The organism is Paraburkholderia sp. (assembly GCF_035656215.1).
GTDB lineage: Bacteria > Pseudomonadota > Gammaproteobacteria > Burkholderiales > Burkholderiaceae > Paraburkholderia.
On the sequence record NZ_DASRSY010000176.1, the window covers coordinates 1 to 15,433 of the forward strand.

Annotated in this window: 13 protein-coding genes and 1 pseudogene; 7 read left to right on the forward strand and 7 right to left on the reverse strand. The window is 61.9% G+C overall.

What is annotated here, in order from left to right; translation table 11 throughout:
* Window positions 1–516 precede the first annotated feature (516 nt).
* Complete coding sequence (locus tag VFE81_RS10055; RefSeq protein ID WP_325044450.1) at window positions 517–843, forward strand: DUF1840 domain-containing protein; 327 nt, start codon at window positions 517–519, stop codon at window positions 841–843.
* 138 nt (window positions 844–981) lie between these two features.
* On the opposite strand, the gene VFE81_RS10060 is transcribed toward VFE81_RS10055, so the two are convergent.
* From VFE81_RS10060 to VFE81_RS10090, 7 genes and pseudogenes are all read right to left on the reverse strand, one after another.
* A complete protein-coding gene (locus VFE81_RS10060; RefSeq protein WP_325044451.1) occupies window positions 982–1,191 on the reverse strand; it encodes an acid-shock protein in 210 nt (69 codons plus the stop codon).
* 157 nt (window positions 1,192–1,348) lie between these two features.
* Window positions 1,349–4,114 carry a methionine synthase gene (gene metH, locus VFE81_RS10065; protein ID WP_414695571.1) on the reverse strand — a complete coding sequence of 922 codons (2,766 nt, stop codon included), beginning with the start codon at window positions 4,112–4,114 and terminating at the stop codon, window positions 1,349–1,351.
* Window positions 4,115–4,157: 43 nt separating this feature from the next.
* Window positions 4,158–5,228 carry a homocysteine S-methyltransferase family protein gene (locus VFE81_RS10070; RefSeq protein ID WP_325044453.1) on the reverse strand — a complete coding sequence of 357 codons (1,071 nt, stop codon included), beginning with the start codon at window positions 5,226–5,228 and terminating at the stop codon, window positions 4,158–4,160.
* Window positions 5,229–5,490: 262 nt separating this feature from the next.
* A complete protein-coding gene (locus VFE81_RS10075) occupies window positions 5,491–5,748 on the reverse strand; it encodes a BTH_I0359 family protein (RefSeq protein WP_120344435.1) in 258 nt (85 codons plus the stop codon).
* A 117-nt stretch (window positions 5,749–5,865) separates the two neighbouring features.
* Window positions 5,866–6,191 (reverse strand): annotated as a pseudogene (locus VFE81_RS10080) (3-oxoadipate enol-lactonase); the annotation flags it as partial.
* 90 nt (window positions 6,192–6,281) lie between these two features.
* Window positions 6,282–7,577: a DUF3108 domain-containing protein gene (locus tag VFE81_RS10085; protein ID WP_325044454.1), complete on the reverse strand. Its 1,296-nt coding sequence runs from the start codon at window positions 7,575–7,577 to the stop codon at window positions 6,282–6,284.
* Window positions 7,578–7,751: 174 nt separating this feature from the next.
* Window positions 7,752–8,639, reverse strand: a complete 888-nt coding sequence (locus VFE81_RS10090) for an IclR family transcriptional regulator (RefSeq protein ID WP_325044455.1) — start codon at window positions 8,637–8,639, stop codon at window positions 7,752–7,754.
* Window positions 8,640–8,952: 313 nt separating this feature from the next.
* Here VFE81_RS10090 and VFE81_RS10095 point away from each other — a divergent pair, with 313 nt between their 5' ends.
* The 6 genes from VFE81_RS10095 to VFE81_RS10120 form a co-directional block, all read left to right on the forward strand.
* On the forward strand, window positions 8,953–9,936 hold the full coding sequence (locus tag VFE81_RS10095; RefSeq protein ID WP_325044456.1) for a fumarylacetoacetate hydrolase family protein: 984 nt from the start codon (window positions 8,953–8,955) through the stop codon (window positions 9,934–9,936).
* Window positions 9,937–10,208: 272 nt separating this feature from the next.
* Window positions 10,209–11,414 (forward strand): ABC transporter substrate-binding protein, encoded by a 1,206-nt coding sequence (locus VFE81_RS10100; RefSeq protein ID WP_325044457.1) that lies wholly within the window; start codon window positions 10,209–10,211, stop codon window positions 11,412–11,414.
* A gap of 97 nt (window positions 11,415–11,511) precedes the next feature.
* Window positions 11,512–12,408 (forward strand): enoyl-CoA hydratase/isomerase family protein, encoded by an 897-nt coding sequence (locus VFE81_RS10105; RefSeq protein WP_325044458.1) that lies wholly within the window; start codon window positions 11,512–11,514, stop codon window positions 12,406–12,408.
* Between the two features lie 178 nt (window positions 12,409–12,586).
* Window positions 12,587–13,381 (forward strand): PhaM family polyhydroxyalkanoate granule multifunctional regulatory protein, encoded by a 795-nt coding sequence (locus VFE81_RS10110; RefSeq protein WP_325044459.1) that lies wholly within the window; start codon window positions 12,587–12,589, stop codon window positions 13,379–13,381.
* Window positions 13,382–13,966: 585 nt separating this feature from the next.
* Entirely contained in the window at window positions 13,967–14,839 is an 873-nt protein-coding gene (locus tag VFE81_RS10115; RefSeq protein WP_028198988.1) for a ferritin, read from the forward strand.
* Between the two features lie 231 nt (window positions 14,840–15,070).
* Window positions 15,071–15,433, forward strand: a 363-nt coding sequence (locus tag VFE81_RS10120; RefSeq protein WP_325044460.1) for an adenylyltransferase/cytidyltransferase family protein, incomplete at its 3' end; no start/stop codon positions are given.

Consider the following 15,433-nt stretch of genomic DNA (forward strand, 5'->3'; position numbering starts at 1 on the left):
CTTGGGTTGCTTCAGCAACCTGCTTCACCGTGTCGGCGAGCAATGTTTCGAGGGTTTGTTTATGTGCAGGCAGCATGCTTGTTGCGAGTCCAGTGAGGCAATCCGGTGATGCGGAAGAGGTGCCGGCTGCGCGGCGGGCGCAGCCGATTCGTCAGAAGCGTGGAAAGCGGCAATGCACCCGCCGGGTACATCGGGGCGCCATCAGGCACGTTGCCTGCAACGCGGTTAGTGCGGTGCGCGGCGACATGCCGGGGCGCCTGCTGCTGCGGCCTGGCGCGGCAGCAGGCGGAGTTGCGGCCAACCGGCCCAGTCACGCCACCTGCGCTATGCCGCGCGCGGCGCATTGCGGCGCGCTTTTCCGTCCAGAGGGATTTTAGCAGGTGCTAATATGTTCAATGAGATGCCCACCAAGGGCCGTGGCCGCCGTGCCTGATCGGCGAGTCAACGTAACGCGCGCCGAGGGCTGGTTTCGAGCTGCTTGCGCGTCAATCCAACATAACGAAAAAGGGAACAGTCATGCTGATTACTTTCAAATGTCGCGCCAGCCCGGACGTGATGATGCTGGAGAATCTTGCCCAGTACCTCGTCGGCATCGTCGGGAAGCGCCTTGGTGAGCGTGGTGTTATCACCCACGACGAAACGGGCCCTGCGATCGCGAAACTCGAATCGGCCATCAGTACCGACAAGCAGGAGCGTGCCGAGCACGACGGCCATTTCCACGAAGGCGAAGATGGCCACGAGCATCACGAGATTCCGCCGGGACTCGCCCAGCGCGCGTATCCGTTTCTCGACATGCTGCGCGCCGCGCAGAAGGAAAACGCGGATATCGTCTGGGGTCTCTGATTCCGGAGCGGTCCATCGGCTGTGGCGTTCGCCGCACCTGGTGGCTGGCGGCGACGACTGCGACGCGCCAATGAAAAGAGCCCGCATCAGCGGGCTCTTTGTTTTTCACGGTCTTAACGACCCGTTTGCCGAACCTGCTTACTGGCTGGCGGCGTCCGCCGGGGCGGCCATCGGTGCCGACGCACCCTTCGTCATTTTTTGCTTCTTGGGCTTCTTGACGTGCTTTTGTGTAGGCGGTGAATACGAACTCACCGAACTCGCGGCGCCGGGGGCCGCAGGCTGAGCCAGCGCCACCGAGGTGCTGGCAGCGAGCGAAACAGCAGCCAATAACAGCGTCAGCTTCTTCATACGATTCTCTCCGTTGACGATTGCAATTAGATAAGCCGACGCGTTTTGGCCGCGTCTGGCGGGTTGATGCCATTTCAGTCTACAAAGCCGAAAATTGCACTGCCGCAAATATTCAGCCTATCGTGCCCGATATAGTGGCTTTCCCGCCCCGCAAGGCTTACAGCAAAGGCGCGAGAGCCCGTTCAGCGTCTGTTTTCGACAACGACATGCGTTTTGCGTAGTCTTCCAGCTGGTCCTGGCCGATCTTGCCAACCGAGAAATAGGTGCTGTCCGGGTGCGCCAGATAGAAGCCCGAGACGCTAGCCGCCGGCAGCATGGCCAGCGATTCGGTCACGCTCATGCCGATTTCAGGGGCTTGCAGCACGTCGAACATGTCGCGCTTCACGAGGTGATCCGGGCAGGCCGGATAACCCGGCGCCGGGCGGATGCCGTGGTACTTTTCGGCGATCAGGTCTTCGTTCGAGAGGGTTTCGGCGTTTGCGTAGCCCCAGAGATCGCGGCGCACGCGGGCATGCATCGCTTCGGCGAAGGCTTCGGCAAAGCGGTCGGCGAGCGCCTTGAGCATGATCGCGCTGTAGTCGTCGAGATCCTTTTCGAACTGCTTTTCCTTCACGTCCACGCCCAGACCCGCCGTGACCGCGAACATGCCGATATAGTCGGCTACGCCCGAATCCTTCGGCGCGATGAAGTCGGCAAGCGACCGGTTCGGCCGCATCACGCCGTCCACCACGGGTCGCACGCTTTGCTGGCGCAGGTTGCGCCACGTCAGCGCTACTTCCGAGCGCGATTCGTCGGTGTAAATCTCGATGTCGTCATCGTTCACCGTGTTGGCCGGGAGCAGGGCGATCACGCCGTTGGCCTGCAGCCAGCGGCCCTGAATCAGGCGCGCGAGCATCGACTTGCCGTCCGAGAACACGCGGCGGGCTGATTCGCCGACGATCTCGTCGTTCAGGATCGCCGGATACGGGCCGGCCAGATCCCAGGTCTGGAAGAACGGACCCCAGTCGATGTAGTTCGCCAGTTCGTTCAGGTCGAAGTTCTTGAACACGCGGCGGCCGATGAACTTCGGCTTCGCCGGCTGGTAGCTGGCCCAATCCACCTTGGTCTTGTTCGCGCGGGCTTCGGCGAGCGTGACCATCGGCAGGGCTTTCTTGTTGGCGTGCTGGGTGCGGATGCGGTCGTAGTCGGTCTTCAGTTCGTCGACGTACCGCGCCGCGCCTTCATCGGACAGCAGGCTCGACGCCACGGAAACCGAGCGCGACGCATCCGGCACGTACACCACCGGGCCTTCGTAATGCGGTGCGATCTTCACGGCAGTGTGCACGCGCGAGGTGGTCGCGCCACCGATCAGCAGCGGGATCTTCTTGATGCGGAAGTAGTCGTCGCGCTGCATTTCCGATGCGACATAGGCCATCTCTTCGAGGCTCGGCGTAATCAGGCCGGACAAACCGATGATGTCCGCGCCCTCGACCTTTGCCTTGGCGAGAATGTCGTTGCACGACACCATCACGCCCATGTTGACCACTTCGAAGTTATTGCACTGAAGCACCACCGAGACGATGTTTTTGCCGATGTCGTGCACGTCGCCCTTGACCGTGGCGATGACGATCTTGCCCTTCGCGCGCACGTCGGCGCCGGCTTCGGCGAGCAGCTTCTTTTCTTCTTCGATGTACGGGATCAGATGCGCGACCGCCTGCTTCATCACACGCGCCGATTTCACGACTTGCGGCAGGAACATCTTGCCCTGACCGAACAGGTCGCCGACGATATTCATGCCGTCCATCAATGGGCCTTCGATCACGTTGATCGGACGGCCGCCGGCTGCGGCGATCTTCGCGCGCACTTCTTCAGTGTCTTCGACGATGAAATTCGTGATGCCGAGTACAAGCGCGTGCGCGAGCCGTTTCTCGACCGGCTGGTTGCGCCACTCGAGATTTTCTTCTTTCTTCGCCGCACCGGTCTTGAACTTGTCGGCGATTTCGAGCAGACGGTCCGTGCCGTCTTCACGACGGTTCAGCACGACGTCTTCAACGCGCTCGCGCAACTCCGGATCGAGATCGGCATACACGCCGAGCTGGCCCGCGTTGACGATGCCCATGTCCATCCCCGCCTGAATCGCGTGATAGAGGAACACGGTGTGGATCGCCTCGCGCACCGGGTCGTTGCCGCGGAACGAGAACGACACGTTCGACACGCCGCCGCTGATCTTCGCGTACGGCAGGTGTTCCTTGATCCAGCGCGTCGCGTTGATGAAGTCGACGGCATAGTTATTGTGCTCTTCGATCCCGGTCGCGATCGCGAAGATGTTCGGGTCGAAGATGATGTCTTCCGGCGGGAAGCCGACTTCGTTCACGAGGAAGTCGTAGGAGCGCTTGCAGATCTGCGTCTTGCGTTCGAACGTATCGGCCTGGCCTTGCTCGTCGAAGGCCATCACGACAGCCGCCGCGCCGTAACGGCGGATCAGGTTCGCGTGATGACGGAACGCTTCTTCGCCTTCCTTCAGCGAGATCGAGTTGACAATCGCCTTGCCTTGCACGCACTTCAAGCCCGCTTCGATCACTTCCCACTTCGACGAGTCGATCATGATCGGCACGCGCGCGATGTCCGGCTCCGACGCGATCAGATTCATGAAGCGAACCATCGCCGCTTTCGAATCGAGCATGGCCTCGTCCATGTTCACGTCGATGATCTGCGCGCCGTTTTCGACCTGCTGCCGCGCGACCGCGATCGCGTCGTCGAACTGGTCGTTCAGGATCATTCGCGCGAACGCCTTCGAGCCGGTCACGTTGGTGCGTTCACCGACGTTGATGAAGAGCGTCCCGGACGTGACGTTGAACGGCTCGAGGCCGGAAAGGCGCATGGTGTGATCGGTCATGGCGTAGGTGCGGTTCGGTTGCGTGCGGTTACGTGCGTCGGGCTCGATAGCGAAAGCGCGGCTGCGATGGAGTGGGGTCGGGCCGCCGGGATCAGGCTGCGTCGCGGTATTGGGTCGGCCATTGGCGCGGCTTCACTTCAGCCAGCGCCCTGGCAATCGCCGCAATATGCTCCGGCGTCGTGCCACAGCACCCGCCGGCGATATTCACGAGGCCTGCCTGCGCGAACTCCTTGAGCAATCCCGACGTATCCGCCGGCAATTCGTCAAAGCCTGTATCGCTCATCGGATTCGGCAAACCGGCATTCGGATAGCACGACACATAGGTGTCGCACAGCTTCGCCAGTTCGGCGATGTACGGACGCATCAGCGCCGCGCCCAACGCGCAGTTCAAGCCGAAGGTGAGCGGCTTGGCATGACGTAGCGAGTTCCAGAAAGCCTCGACGGTTTGTCCGGAGAGAATCCGGCCCGATGCATCCGTGACGGTGCCCGAGATCATGATCGGCAGACGCTCGCCGGTGTCTTCGAACAGCTCGTCCAGCGCGAACAGCGCGGCCTTTGCATTGAGCGTGTCGAAGATCGTTTCGACGAGAAACAGATCGCAGCCGCCGTCGAGCAAGGCCTTCGCCTGCTCGTAGTACGCGGCACGCAGTTCGTCGAACGTCACGTTGCGCGCGCCTGGATCGTTCACGTCAGGAGAAATGCTCGCTGTCTTCGGCGTCGGTCCAATCGCGCCGGCGACGAAGCGCGGCTTGTCGGGCGTCGAATACTTGTCGCAGGCGGCGCGCGCCAGCTTCGCCGATTCGAGATTCATCTCGATGGCGAGGTCTTCCATCCCGTAGTCGGACTGCGCAACCGTGGTGGCGCCGAACGTGTTGGTCTCGATGATATCCGCGCCCGCCGCGAGATACTGCTCGTGAATCTCACCGATGATCTGCGGCTGCGTGATCGACAGCAACTCGTTGTTGCCCTTGATGTCGCGCCCGTAGTCCTTGAAGCGCTCGCCACGATAGCGGGCTTCGTCGAGCTTATAGCGCTGGATCATCGTGCCCATTGCGCCGTCCAGAATCAGGATGCGCGACTTGAGCAGCGCGGGCAGCGCCGTGCCGCGCGTGTAGGCGGCGTCGGGACGGACTGGCGTGGCGGTTTGAGCAGGCTGGTTCATGGCGGACGTGGGCTTGCGCCGGCTTTTTCGGGAAACCTGTCATTGTAGCCGCTGTGGGGCGGTTCCGCCGGGCGTGGGCCGAGCGGGCAGGGTGTGCGTGCCAAAGGAACGGCGGCGGTGGGCGCGCCGCAAAGAAAACGGCCCAGTGAGGCAAAAGCCTGCTGGGCCGCTATATCGATGCTGACCGACTTGTCAGGGCCGCCGGCTGAGCCGGTCGGCGCGGTCGATGGTTGTCGCCAAATCGTTACGCTAGACCCTTCGGTTAGTGAAGAATCACCGGTTGATGCATCAGGCTGTCGAACTGCCCAAGGAATTCGTCTACTTCATCCAACGACGGTTCCTCTTCGATCAGCTTTTGCACGTGCTCGCGGAAACTCGCCGCCATTGCACCGTCTATGTAAATTTCGCGCTGCATGTTTTTATCGACGATCTCGTAGCCACCCGACTTCATGGCCAGCGGACCTTCCTGCGGCGGAAACTCGACGACACAATAATTGGGGCTGTTGTAGATCATTTGCATGGCGACACTCCTTATTTCCGTTGGCTCCGGGCCATTCCTGCGCCATAGGTGGAGCTTGTGGTGTGGAATTCAAGGGGTGGGTCCGGATTGACGCTTGTAATGTTCCGAACCTACCGGTTAGACCGGCTTTCCAAGAAACGTTTCAAGCAGTGCAGCAAAACGGTGAGATTGCTCGATGGGCGCAAGATGAGCGGCATCGCGCATTTCGGACTGTGCGCCTTCGATGGCGTCTGCTATTGCCTGCGTAGCTGCAGGTGGCGTGCCCGTGTCGTGGCGGCCCCCATGGCCAGCGTCGGGCGACGTAGTGTTCCCAGCTTACCGCGTAGATCGAAATCGCGCAGGGCTTCGCACGCCACGGCGTAGCCTTCTGGCAACGTATGGGCCGACACCCCCCGGATCTGCTTGACCGCTTCGGGGTGCGTTGCCTGAAAAGCGGGCGTCAGCTAGCGGCTCAATGCCGCACCTGTGATGCCACGCCACGAGTCAGCCTCGTCGTGGAAGTTTCGCGGATCGGGTCGGGTCCCTATTCGGGTTCAGGGCTTTTCGGGCAGGTTGCCGGGGTTGGTTGAATCGGCTGGTGAAGAGGGGGCGGCTTCGGGCATCACTGCCGGTGCGTTGGAAGGTGACTGGCTTGTCGAATTGTCAGGCGAAGTATCGCCGTTATTGCCGTTAGTGCCGGTATCCCCCGTGCTGTTGAGCGGACTGCCTGCATTCTCCGAATTGAGCTTGCCGCGCCACACCAGTTCGAATTGCGTGCCGTTCGGCTCGGTCTGCATGATTCGCGCGGGCAACCAGCCGAGCGACGGCGCGAGCCATACGTCGATGCGGCGTAGATCACCATCGTGCCGAGGCAGGCGCTTGAAGTGGCGCGTCTCGAGGTAACCCTGCGCGGTGCGGATGGTTTCGTCGCCGATCGTCTCGACGGGCCAGCTCTCGCCACTGTCGTTATCGACCACGAAGAATTGCCGCGTCACGCCCGGCTTATAGGCAGTGGGGTCGCCACGCACGAGGGCGGCGAGTTGCATCACCATGCTGAAACGGTCTTGCGCGCCGTCGGGCAGCGGCAGCGTGGCCGGGGTACGCGTGAAAACGATTTTCTTGTCGGTGCGATTGAAGATTGCCACGTCTTCCGGACGGCGGCCGCGTTTTTCGATGTACTGGTCCGGTGCGAGGCCGAATGCGTCGATGCGGCCATGGCTCGAATACACGAACGTGCCGACGAACGGCAGCGGCACGGAGACGACCATTTCGTAGCTCTGTGCGTTGCTGGTCCAGTGAATTGTGCCGGGCTGGTTACGCACGCCGTTGTAGAACGTGTCGTACTGCAGTTCCCCGGAAGGTGGAACGGAGAATTTCACGCCCGGTGAAGCTTGAGGCGCGCTGGCGGCGGTGGGCGCACTGGCCGTGCCGGTGGCGGATGCACTCGCATTGGCGTTGGCATTGGGGGTGTTCGCCGCTGCCGATGCGCTTGCTGCTGCATCCGATGCGGCCGTGACCGCGGGTGCCTGCTTTGCCGGTTGCGTCGCAGTCAACACGTGTTCGCGCGGCTTGCTCGCGGCTGCCTTGTGCGCCGGCGCGGCAGCTTGCGGCGCTTCGGCGGCGGGTTTACGCTCGATACGTTCGGGTGTCAGCAGTGCAACCTGCACGGGGACGTGCTCGTTGTCGGATGGATTCAGCGTCGCGCGGTTGCGCTCGACCCATTGCGCCGCGATCCAGTGCAGGACGGCCACCACCAGCAGAACCGCAATCCATCGCCACACCCGCAAACCGGCGCGCGGCGCGACGGGCGGCGTGCGATCAGAGCGGCTTGTGGCAGAAGGTGATGACATTGGCGAATGAGTTCGAACCGGCGGACGATAAGGGAATAGAAATAGGCGGAGGCACGCCGAGAGTCCCTGCGTGGCGGCAACGGTAAAAGCCGCCAGGCCTGGCGCTGAACGGGCAGCGAACGGTTTCGACCACCCACCGGCGAACGATGTTCCTGAACTCAGCTTATCAACTCATCAGCGTGGCGCCGCACTATACCCGAGCTCGTACGAGAGCTTTTGCGCACATTCACGCAGCGCCGTATCGATCTCGCCGCCCCAGCGGATATCGAACGCGCCTTCATGACCGAGCGCGATCAGGCCCAGCGCCAGATCGCTAGTCGAGTCGAACACCGGCATGCAGAACGCGTGGATGGTCGGCAGCAACATGCCTTCCACACGCGCTGCTTCGTGTTGTCGCACTTCCGCCAGCACCCGCTCGACTTCTTCCCGCGTCCGCGGGCCACCGATGTGCGACGAGCGGCGCGAATCGGCCAGTTCGCGCTCCAGCATCGCGGCGGTCTTGCTCGACGGCAGATAGGCGGCAAACAGCAGGCCGGTGGCGGAACTGAGCAGCGGCATCACATCACCGAGCTTGAGCGACGCCTTGGCCGGATGGCTCGACTCCATCCAGTGAACCATCGTCGGACCCTGATTGCCCCATACCGCGATGCCCACCGTCAGATCGAGCCGGTCGCGCAGTTCGGCAAGCGCAATGCGCGCGAGCTTCACGCCGTCGAGGCGGGCAAGCCGCGCGAGACCCAATTGCAACGCGAAGCCGCCCAGTTCGTAACGGCCCGACAGCGGATCCTGTGCCACGACGCCGAGGCGCAGGAAACTCACCAGATAGCGGTGCGCTTTCGCCGGACTCATGCCTGCGCGCTGAGCCAGATCGCGCAGCATCATCGCGCGCGGTTCGTGGGTCAGTACCTCGAGCAATCTGAAACCGACTTCGATCGACTGGATGCCGGAGCGCAGCTTTTCCTCGCCGGCCTCGACGCTTTCGTCGTCTGATTCGGGCGCTTCGAGCGGTTCAGCGGAGCCGGTGTCGGTACGGATCGCGCCGGAGCGGGCAATTGGAGGCATGAGCGAGGCGCGTGGAGCGCGGTCAAAAAAGACGGTGAGAAAGGAGGCAGGCGGCGAGGTTCCCGGCCGAGCCCGACAACAGAGTTTGCGATCGACCTGACAATAGGGCCTGACAACCTGACTTGTCAGGTGGGCCACGCAACAGGGCCTCACAAGCGAACCCGGCAACCAGCCCTACCTAACGGTCTTTAAAGTCAGGTCCGACCGCCGTGCCCACCCTGCGCAAACGACTGCCAGCTCACGGCACTTTGGCCGAGCCGATTCACCATCGTAGAATAGATTCCTTCTATCGTCACTAACGGTTCACTCCTCTATGAAACTTGCCACGCTGAAGGACGGCACGCGCGACGGTCAGTTGATCGTCGTGTCCCGAGACCTGCACACCGCGGCCATCGCCGACGCGATCGCGCCCACCATGCAGCGCGTGCTCGACGACTGGGCCTTCTACGCGCCGCAACTGCAGGATTTGTACGATTCACTCAACCAGGGCCGCGCACGCAACACTTTCCCGTTCGACGCCAGGGAATGCATGGCGCCGCTGCCGCGCGCATTCCAGTGGGCCGACGGTTCGTCGTACGTGAATCATGTGGAGTTGGTGCGCCGCGCGCGTGGCGCGGAAATGCCGCCGGAATTCTGGACCGATCCGCTGATGTACCAGGGCGGAAGCGACGACTTCATCGGCCCGAAAGACGATGTGCTGTGTGCATCTGAGGAATTCGGAATCGACTTCGAAGCGGAAGTCGCCGTGATCACTACCGACGTACCGATGGGCGCGGCCCCCGATCAGGCGCTGAAGAGCGTGCGCCTGGTGACGCTCGTCAATGATGTCTCGCTGCGCAATCTGATCCCCGCCGAGCTCGCGAAAGGCTTCGGCTTTTTTCAGAGCAAGCCGGCCACCTCGTTTGCGCCGGTGGCGGTGACGCCCGACGAACTCGGCGAGAGCTGGCGCGAAGGGCGCGTGCACCGGCCGATGATCGTCCACTGGAACAACAAGAAGGTCGGTCAGCCGGACGCCGGCACCGATATGGTGTTCCACTTCGGCCAACTGATCTCGCACGCGGCGAAAACGCGCAACCTGCGCGCCGGCGCGATTGTCGGTTCGGGCACGGTGTCGAACAAGGATGCGAAACGCGGCTATTGCTGTATCGCTGAAAAGCGCTGCCTCGAGACCATCGAGCATGGCGCGCCGCAAACCGAGTTCATGAAGTTCGGCGATACCGTGAAGATCGAGATGTTCGACGAAGCCGGCAAGTCGATTTTCGGCTCGATCGATCAGGGCATCGCGCCGCTGGATTGAGTTGCCGGCGTTGTGTGGAACGCGGCATCAAGGCCGAGTCCGTACGCGCTTCGCCGTCTACGAAAGGGTTTCGCCCGATACCAGCACCACGACGCGCCGCTACACTGACTGGCGCGGCGCCGGCCTCGGGGTAGCGGCTGTCCGCTGAGCGGGAAGCCAACGCGAAACGAACGTGAAATCAATGCAAAGCCGAACGCGAACCCGCACGTGAGCAGGGCACAAGCAGCACATCGGCGGACCATCAAAACGAAAAACCGACGTGAGGAGACAGCATGCCGCGATATAAATCTTTTGAACGAGTCACCCAGCGCGCTCGCGCAACACCGTCGCGGGGTGGGCTCGCCCGTCTTGCCGCCGCGCTATGTGCCGCGCTGCCCGCCGTCGCCCTCGCGCAGGTGAAGATCGGTCTTGTGTTGTCGCTGACCGGGCCGGCTGCGTCGCTCGGCATTCCGGCACGCGACACCGCCATGCTGCTGCCCAAACAGATTGGCGGGCAGAACGTCGAATACATCGTGCTCGACGACGCGTCCGACACCACGCAGGCCGTGCAGGACACCAAGAAACTGATCTCCGAGAATCACGTCGACGCGATCATCGGCTCATCGATCACGCCGAATTCGCTCTCGATGATCGACGTAGTTGCTGATGGCGAAACACCGATGATCTCGCTGGCCTCGTCGGCAAAAATCATCGAACCGGTGGATGCGAAACGCCACTGGGTATTCAAGACCCCGCAGACCGACGCGATGATGGCATCGGCGATTGCCGAGCACGCCAGTGCGCACGGCGTCAAAACGATCGCGTTCATCGGCCAGGCCGACGCGCTCGGCGAAACCTTCTACACCGAAGTCGCAAAGTTCGCGCAGTTGCATCACATCAACATGGTAGCGAGCGAGCGCTTCAATCGCACCGATCCGAGCGTGACCGGCCAGGTCCTGAAGATTCTCGCGAGCCACCCGGATGCAGTAGTGGTCGGTGCGGCCGGCACGCCCGCCGCGCTGCCGCCGAAGACGCTCAGGGAACGCGGCTACAAAGGGCTGATCTATCACAATCATGGGGTCGGCAATAACGACTTCCTGCGCGTGTGCGGCGCCGACTGCAACGGCACGTTCCTGCCCGCGAGCCCGGTGCTGGTCGCCGCGCAATTGCCGGCAGACCATCCGGCAAAACGTCTCGCACTCGACTACATCGCGCGCTTCGAGACATTGCGCGGACCGGGCAGCGTGTCGGCGTTCGGTTCGTACACGTGGGACGCCGGCATGCTGCTCAGCAACGCGATACCGATCGCGCTTAAAGTGGCCGCGCCCGGCACACCGGAATTTCGCCGTGCGTTGCGCGATGCGCTGGAAGCGACGCGTGGTCTCGCGGACACCAACGGCGTGGTCAACATGAGCGCCACGGATCACCTCGGACTCGATCAACGGGCGCGTGTGATGGTCGAAATCAAGAATGCGAAGTGGGTTTATCAGCCGCATTGAATTTGCATGGGGTTTGCGCTGACATAGCGCCGAATGTGCCGAATGTGCCCTTAGGGCAATGGTTTCAACAGATACACCCATAGACGGACTGCTCACCATGTCTCAGGCACCCCATAGTAACGACGCGTTTTACGCGCACTACCGGTCGCTGCAATTGCACCGTCACCCGCACGGTGTGCTCGAAGTCGTGATGAGCGGCGAGGGCGCGAACAAAAGCGGGCTTGCCACCGCTAACGCGCGGATGCACTTCGAACTCGCCGAAATCTGGCGCGATATCGATCGGGATCCTGAAACGCGTGTCGCGATCATTCGCGGCGAGGGCAAGGGCTTTTCGGCCGGTGGCGACCTGCAACTGGTCGAAGACATGGCGACCGATTTCGACGTCCGCGCACGCGTGTGGCGCGAGGCGCGCGATCTGGTCTACAACGTGATCAATTGCAGCAAGCCGATCGTTTCGGCGATGCATGGCCCGGCCGTCGGCGCGGGGCTCGTGGCCGGACTGCTCGCCGATATCTCGATCGCGACGAAGTCGGCGCGGATTATCGACGGTCATACGCGTCTGGGCGTTGCCGCCGGTGATCACGCGGCCATTGTCTGGCCGCTCCTGTGCGGCATGGCGAAGGCCAAGTATTACCTGCTGTTGTGCGAGCCGGTGAGCGGTGAGGAGGCCGAGCGTATCGGCCTCGTGTCGCTCGCCGTCGACGAAAACGATCTGCTGCCCAAAGCGTTCGAAGTCGCGCAAAAACTGGCTAACGGCTCGCAAACGGCGATTCGGTGGACCAAGTACGCGCTGAACAACTGGCTGCGCTCGGCGGGGCCGGCGTTCGATACGTCGCTGGCACTGGAATTCATGGGTTTCGCCGGGCCGGATGTGCGCGAAGGCGTGAACTCGTTACGCGAGCGGCGCGCGCCGGATTTTGGCGGTGTGGACCCGTGGAATGGAAAGCCGCATCAGACCTCGGGCGGCGGCGGCTCGGGCGGTGATCGCGCCTGAAAATCGGAGAACGGCGCGTATTGCGCAAAGCCCCGCCGGTTGGCACTTGAGGTGCTGCGCGAGTGGGGCAGACGCAGCCCAAACTAAGCGCGGTTCGCAGCGCCATGCGCGGTATGATCGAATCAGACGCGCGCGGGATGGCGCAATTTCCTTCCCCTTATGCAGCGAGGCGACAAGCATGACCGATACACCTGGCACCACGCCGCCCTTTCCCGGCTTTCCCGGTTTTCCGCCCGCTGAAATGCTCGAACGTATGTGGGGCATGATGCGTCTCTCGCCGTTCAACTCGGCGTTTTCCGGCGCGCAGCCTGGCAGCAGCCTCGGGCCGTCGTTGTCGATGATGTCCGACATGTTGGCGCCGCTGACCAACGTCGAAGAACTCGACAAACGCATCACCGACATGCGAGCTGTCGAGCAGTGGCTCAAGCTGAATTTGAACATGCTGCAGTCTGCCATTCAGGCGCTCGAGGTGCAGCGCGCAACGCTCGCGACGCTGCGTGCGTTCGGCGCGTTCGCGCAGTCGTCGATGGCGCAGCCGGCTTCCGGTGCTGCTGCGCCGAGCCCCGCGCCGACCGGCTGGCCGCATCCGGAGACTTCTTCGGCTTCGAGCAGTGCGAGCTCATCGGCCACAGCCGAGGCGGCAGCTGATGAAGGTGGGGCCGCCGCGACACCGTCGTTCGACGCCTCTGCCTGGTGGAATCTGTTGCAATCGCAGTTCAATCAGATCGCCCAGTTTGCGACGACGCAGCCAGGTGCGGCAGACGATTCGGCGACGGGTTCGCCGGAGGGCGCGAAGAGCGCTTCGGCGTCGGCAGGGAAAGCGGCTGACGCGCCGGACGCAAGTGCAGCGGATGCCGGGCCCGCTACCAAACGACCGGCAGCGAAACGGGCCGCGACGTCAACTTCAACGTCGGCGAAGCGCGCAAGTAGTTCGGGTGCCGCTCAGCGAGCAGCGACGAAAAAGTCTACTTAACGGCAGGAATGAAACAGGGCAGCCCGACTCATGCGACGAGGGCGCAAAGCCAGACGGGCCGGCAACGCAAACCAGGCGAATTCGCCACCTGTCATGGTTTTGACCCCGATCGTCGGCCACACTCCACGAATCGGCTGATTTATTGAGAGCGGTCAATCAGGCACTGGATTTGCGTCTGCCAAGGCACGAGAACCGTAAATTCAGCGTGCTATCATTGTGTAAGCTTCATTTGGTTTTTGGGCGTGCGCTGAAAACAACCAATCCGGCCGCCCTTGCTCCATTCGCCGCCGGCACTACCGGCGCAGGGCTGGACGGTGCGGATTCATCGCAGACTGGCTCGACCTCAGGCATAGGGTATCCCTCACCCACGGTTGGCCGCGTAGCGCGTAACTTCTGGTTAGCAGCGCCGCGCAATCGCCTGGACTTCTTTGCTGCCCGGTGCATCTAGGCGGCGGATTACCGCGTAAAATTGAATGCTTGGCCGATAAACGAGGCACAAAACGGTGCGTTTCGTTCGTCATAAGCAAAAGTGCTACACGTAGTAGTTACAGACACAGACAGTATGCGCAGAACAGGGGTGGGACTATGAACACCATGCTTTATCCGGAACTTTATAAATCGCTCGAATCCGTTCGATGGGACATGGAGAAAGACATTCCCTGGGACAAGTTCGATGCATCGCTATTGACCGACGAGCAGGCCGCGACGATCAAGATGAATGCGATCACCGAATGGTCGGCGTTGCCCGCCACGGAAATGTTCCTGCGTGACAACCATCACGACAGCGATTTCTCCGCATTCATGAGCGTGTGGTTCTTCGAAGAACAGAAGCATTCGCTGGTGCTAATGGAATATCTGCGCCGTTTCAAGCCCGAAATGTGCCCGACCGAAGAAGAACTGCACGCGGTGCGGTTCGAATTCGACCCGGCGCCGCCGCTCGAAACGCTGATGCTGCACTTCTGCGGCGAAATCCGCCTGAATCACTGGTATCGCCGTGCTGCCGAATGGCACACCGAGCCGGTCATCAAGGCCATCTACGAAACCATTTCGCGCGACGAAGCGCGTCATGGCGGCGCGTATCTGCGCTACATGAAGAAAGCGATGGTGCAAACCGGCGACATCGCGCGTGCTGCGTTCGCCAAGATCGGCGTCCTGATGGCATCGGCGCGCCGCACGGAAAAACCGCTGCATCCGACCAACCTGCACGTGAATCAGGCGCTGTTCCCGCGCGACACGATTCAATCGCGTTTGCCGGATCCGGAATGGCTCGAGCGCTGGCTCGACGAGCAGATCCGTTTTGACGACGGTTGGGAAAAGAAAGTGGTCGAGCGGATTCTGCACAACCTGTCGATTCTGTTCGAGCGCACGTTCAATACGGCGCAGGAATTGAACCGTTATCGCAAGGAAGTCGTCGCGCGCTTGCAGGCCGATCAGAAGTCGGCTGAACAGCCGGCATGATGGGTTCGGGTTCCGCGGGTGGTAAGTCGCTGGCTTGAGACCGTGGATCCAGGTTTGTGGTTTGAGTCCGCGGGTTTGAGTCCGCGGGTTTGAGTCCGATCCGGCGCTAGCGCCGCGAACCGGTTAAGGTTTTTAAGAACGGCCCGGCAGGCATGAGCTTGCTGGGCCGTTTTGCTTCATGCCGTTCGCCGTGTATCGTGGCGGCAATTCTCTTTTCTTTGCGACTCCGTTATGGCTGCCATTTTTGAACGCAAGATGTTGACGCGCGATGCGCTGGTGGAGCTTCGTGCTTCGATGTCCGCGCCGGTTGTATTTACCAACGGGGTGTTCGACATCCTGCATCGCGGGCATGTGACTTATCTTGCCGACGCCAAAGCGCTCGGCGCTTGCCTGATTGTCGGCGTCAATAGCGATGCGTCAGTGCGCATGTTAGGCAAAGGGGATGACCGTCCGATCAATAACGAGTCTGATCGGATGGCTTTGCTGGCGGCGTTGGAAAGCGTCGATTATGTGGTTTGCTTTGGCGAGAAAACGCCCGTGGAGCTTATTTCAGCGCTGCGGCCGGATGTGCTTGTCAAAGGCGGCGACTACGAT

What these genes read in the sequence shown, in the direction of transcription:
- VFE81_RS10055 (WP_325044450.1), top strand. Translation starts at nt 517, where the DNA reads ATGCTGATTACTTTCAAATGTCGCGCCAGCCCGGACGTGATGATGCTG.
- VFE81_RS10060 (WP_325044451.1), bottom strand. Translation starts at nt 1,191, where the DNA reads ATGAAGAAGCTGACGCTGTTATTGGCTGCTGTTTCGCTCGCTGCCAGC.
- VFE81_RS10070 (WP_325044453.1), bottom strand. Translation starts at nt 5,228, where the DNA reads ATGAACCAGCCTGCTCAAACCGCCACGCCAGTCCGTCCCGACGCCGCC.
- VFE81_RS10075 (WP_120344435.1), bottom strand. Translation starts at nt 5,748, where the DNA reads ATGCAAATGATCTACAACAGCCCCAATTATTGTGTCGTCGAGTTTCCG.
- VFE81_RS10085 (WP_325044454.1), bottom strand. Translation starts at nt 7,577, where the DNA reads ATGTCATCACCTTCTGCCACAAGCCGCTCTGATCGCACGCCGCCCGTC.
- VFE81_RS10090 (WP_325044455.1), bottom strand. Translation starts at nt 8,639, where the DNA reads ATGCCTCCAATTGCCCGCTCCGGCGCGATCCGTACCGACACCGGCTCC.
- VFE81_RS10095 (WP_325044456.1), top strand. Translation starts at nt 8,953, where the DNA reads ATGAAACTTGCCACGCTGAAGGACGGCACGCGCGACGGTCAGTTGATC.
- VFE81_RS10100 (WP_325044457.1), top strand. Translation starts at nt 10,209, where the DNA reads ATGCCGCGATATAAATCTTTTGAACGAGTCACCCAGCGCGCTCGCGCA.
- VFE81_RS10105 (WP_325044458.1), top strand. Translation starts at nt 11,512, where the DNA reads ATGTCTCAGGCACCCCATAGTAACGACGCGTTTTACGCGCACTACCGG.
- VFE81_RS10110 (WP_325044459.1), top strand. Translation starts at nt 12,587, where the DNA reads ATGACCGATACACCTGGCACCACGCCGCCCTTTCCCGGCTTTCCCGGT.
- VFE81_RS10115 (WP_028198988.1), top strand. Translation starts at nt 13,967, where the DNA reads ATGAACACCATGCTTTATCCGGAACTTTATAAATCGCTCGAATCCGTT.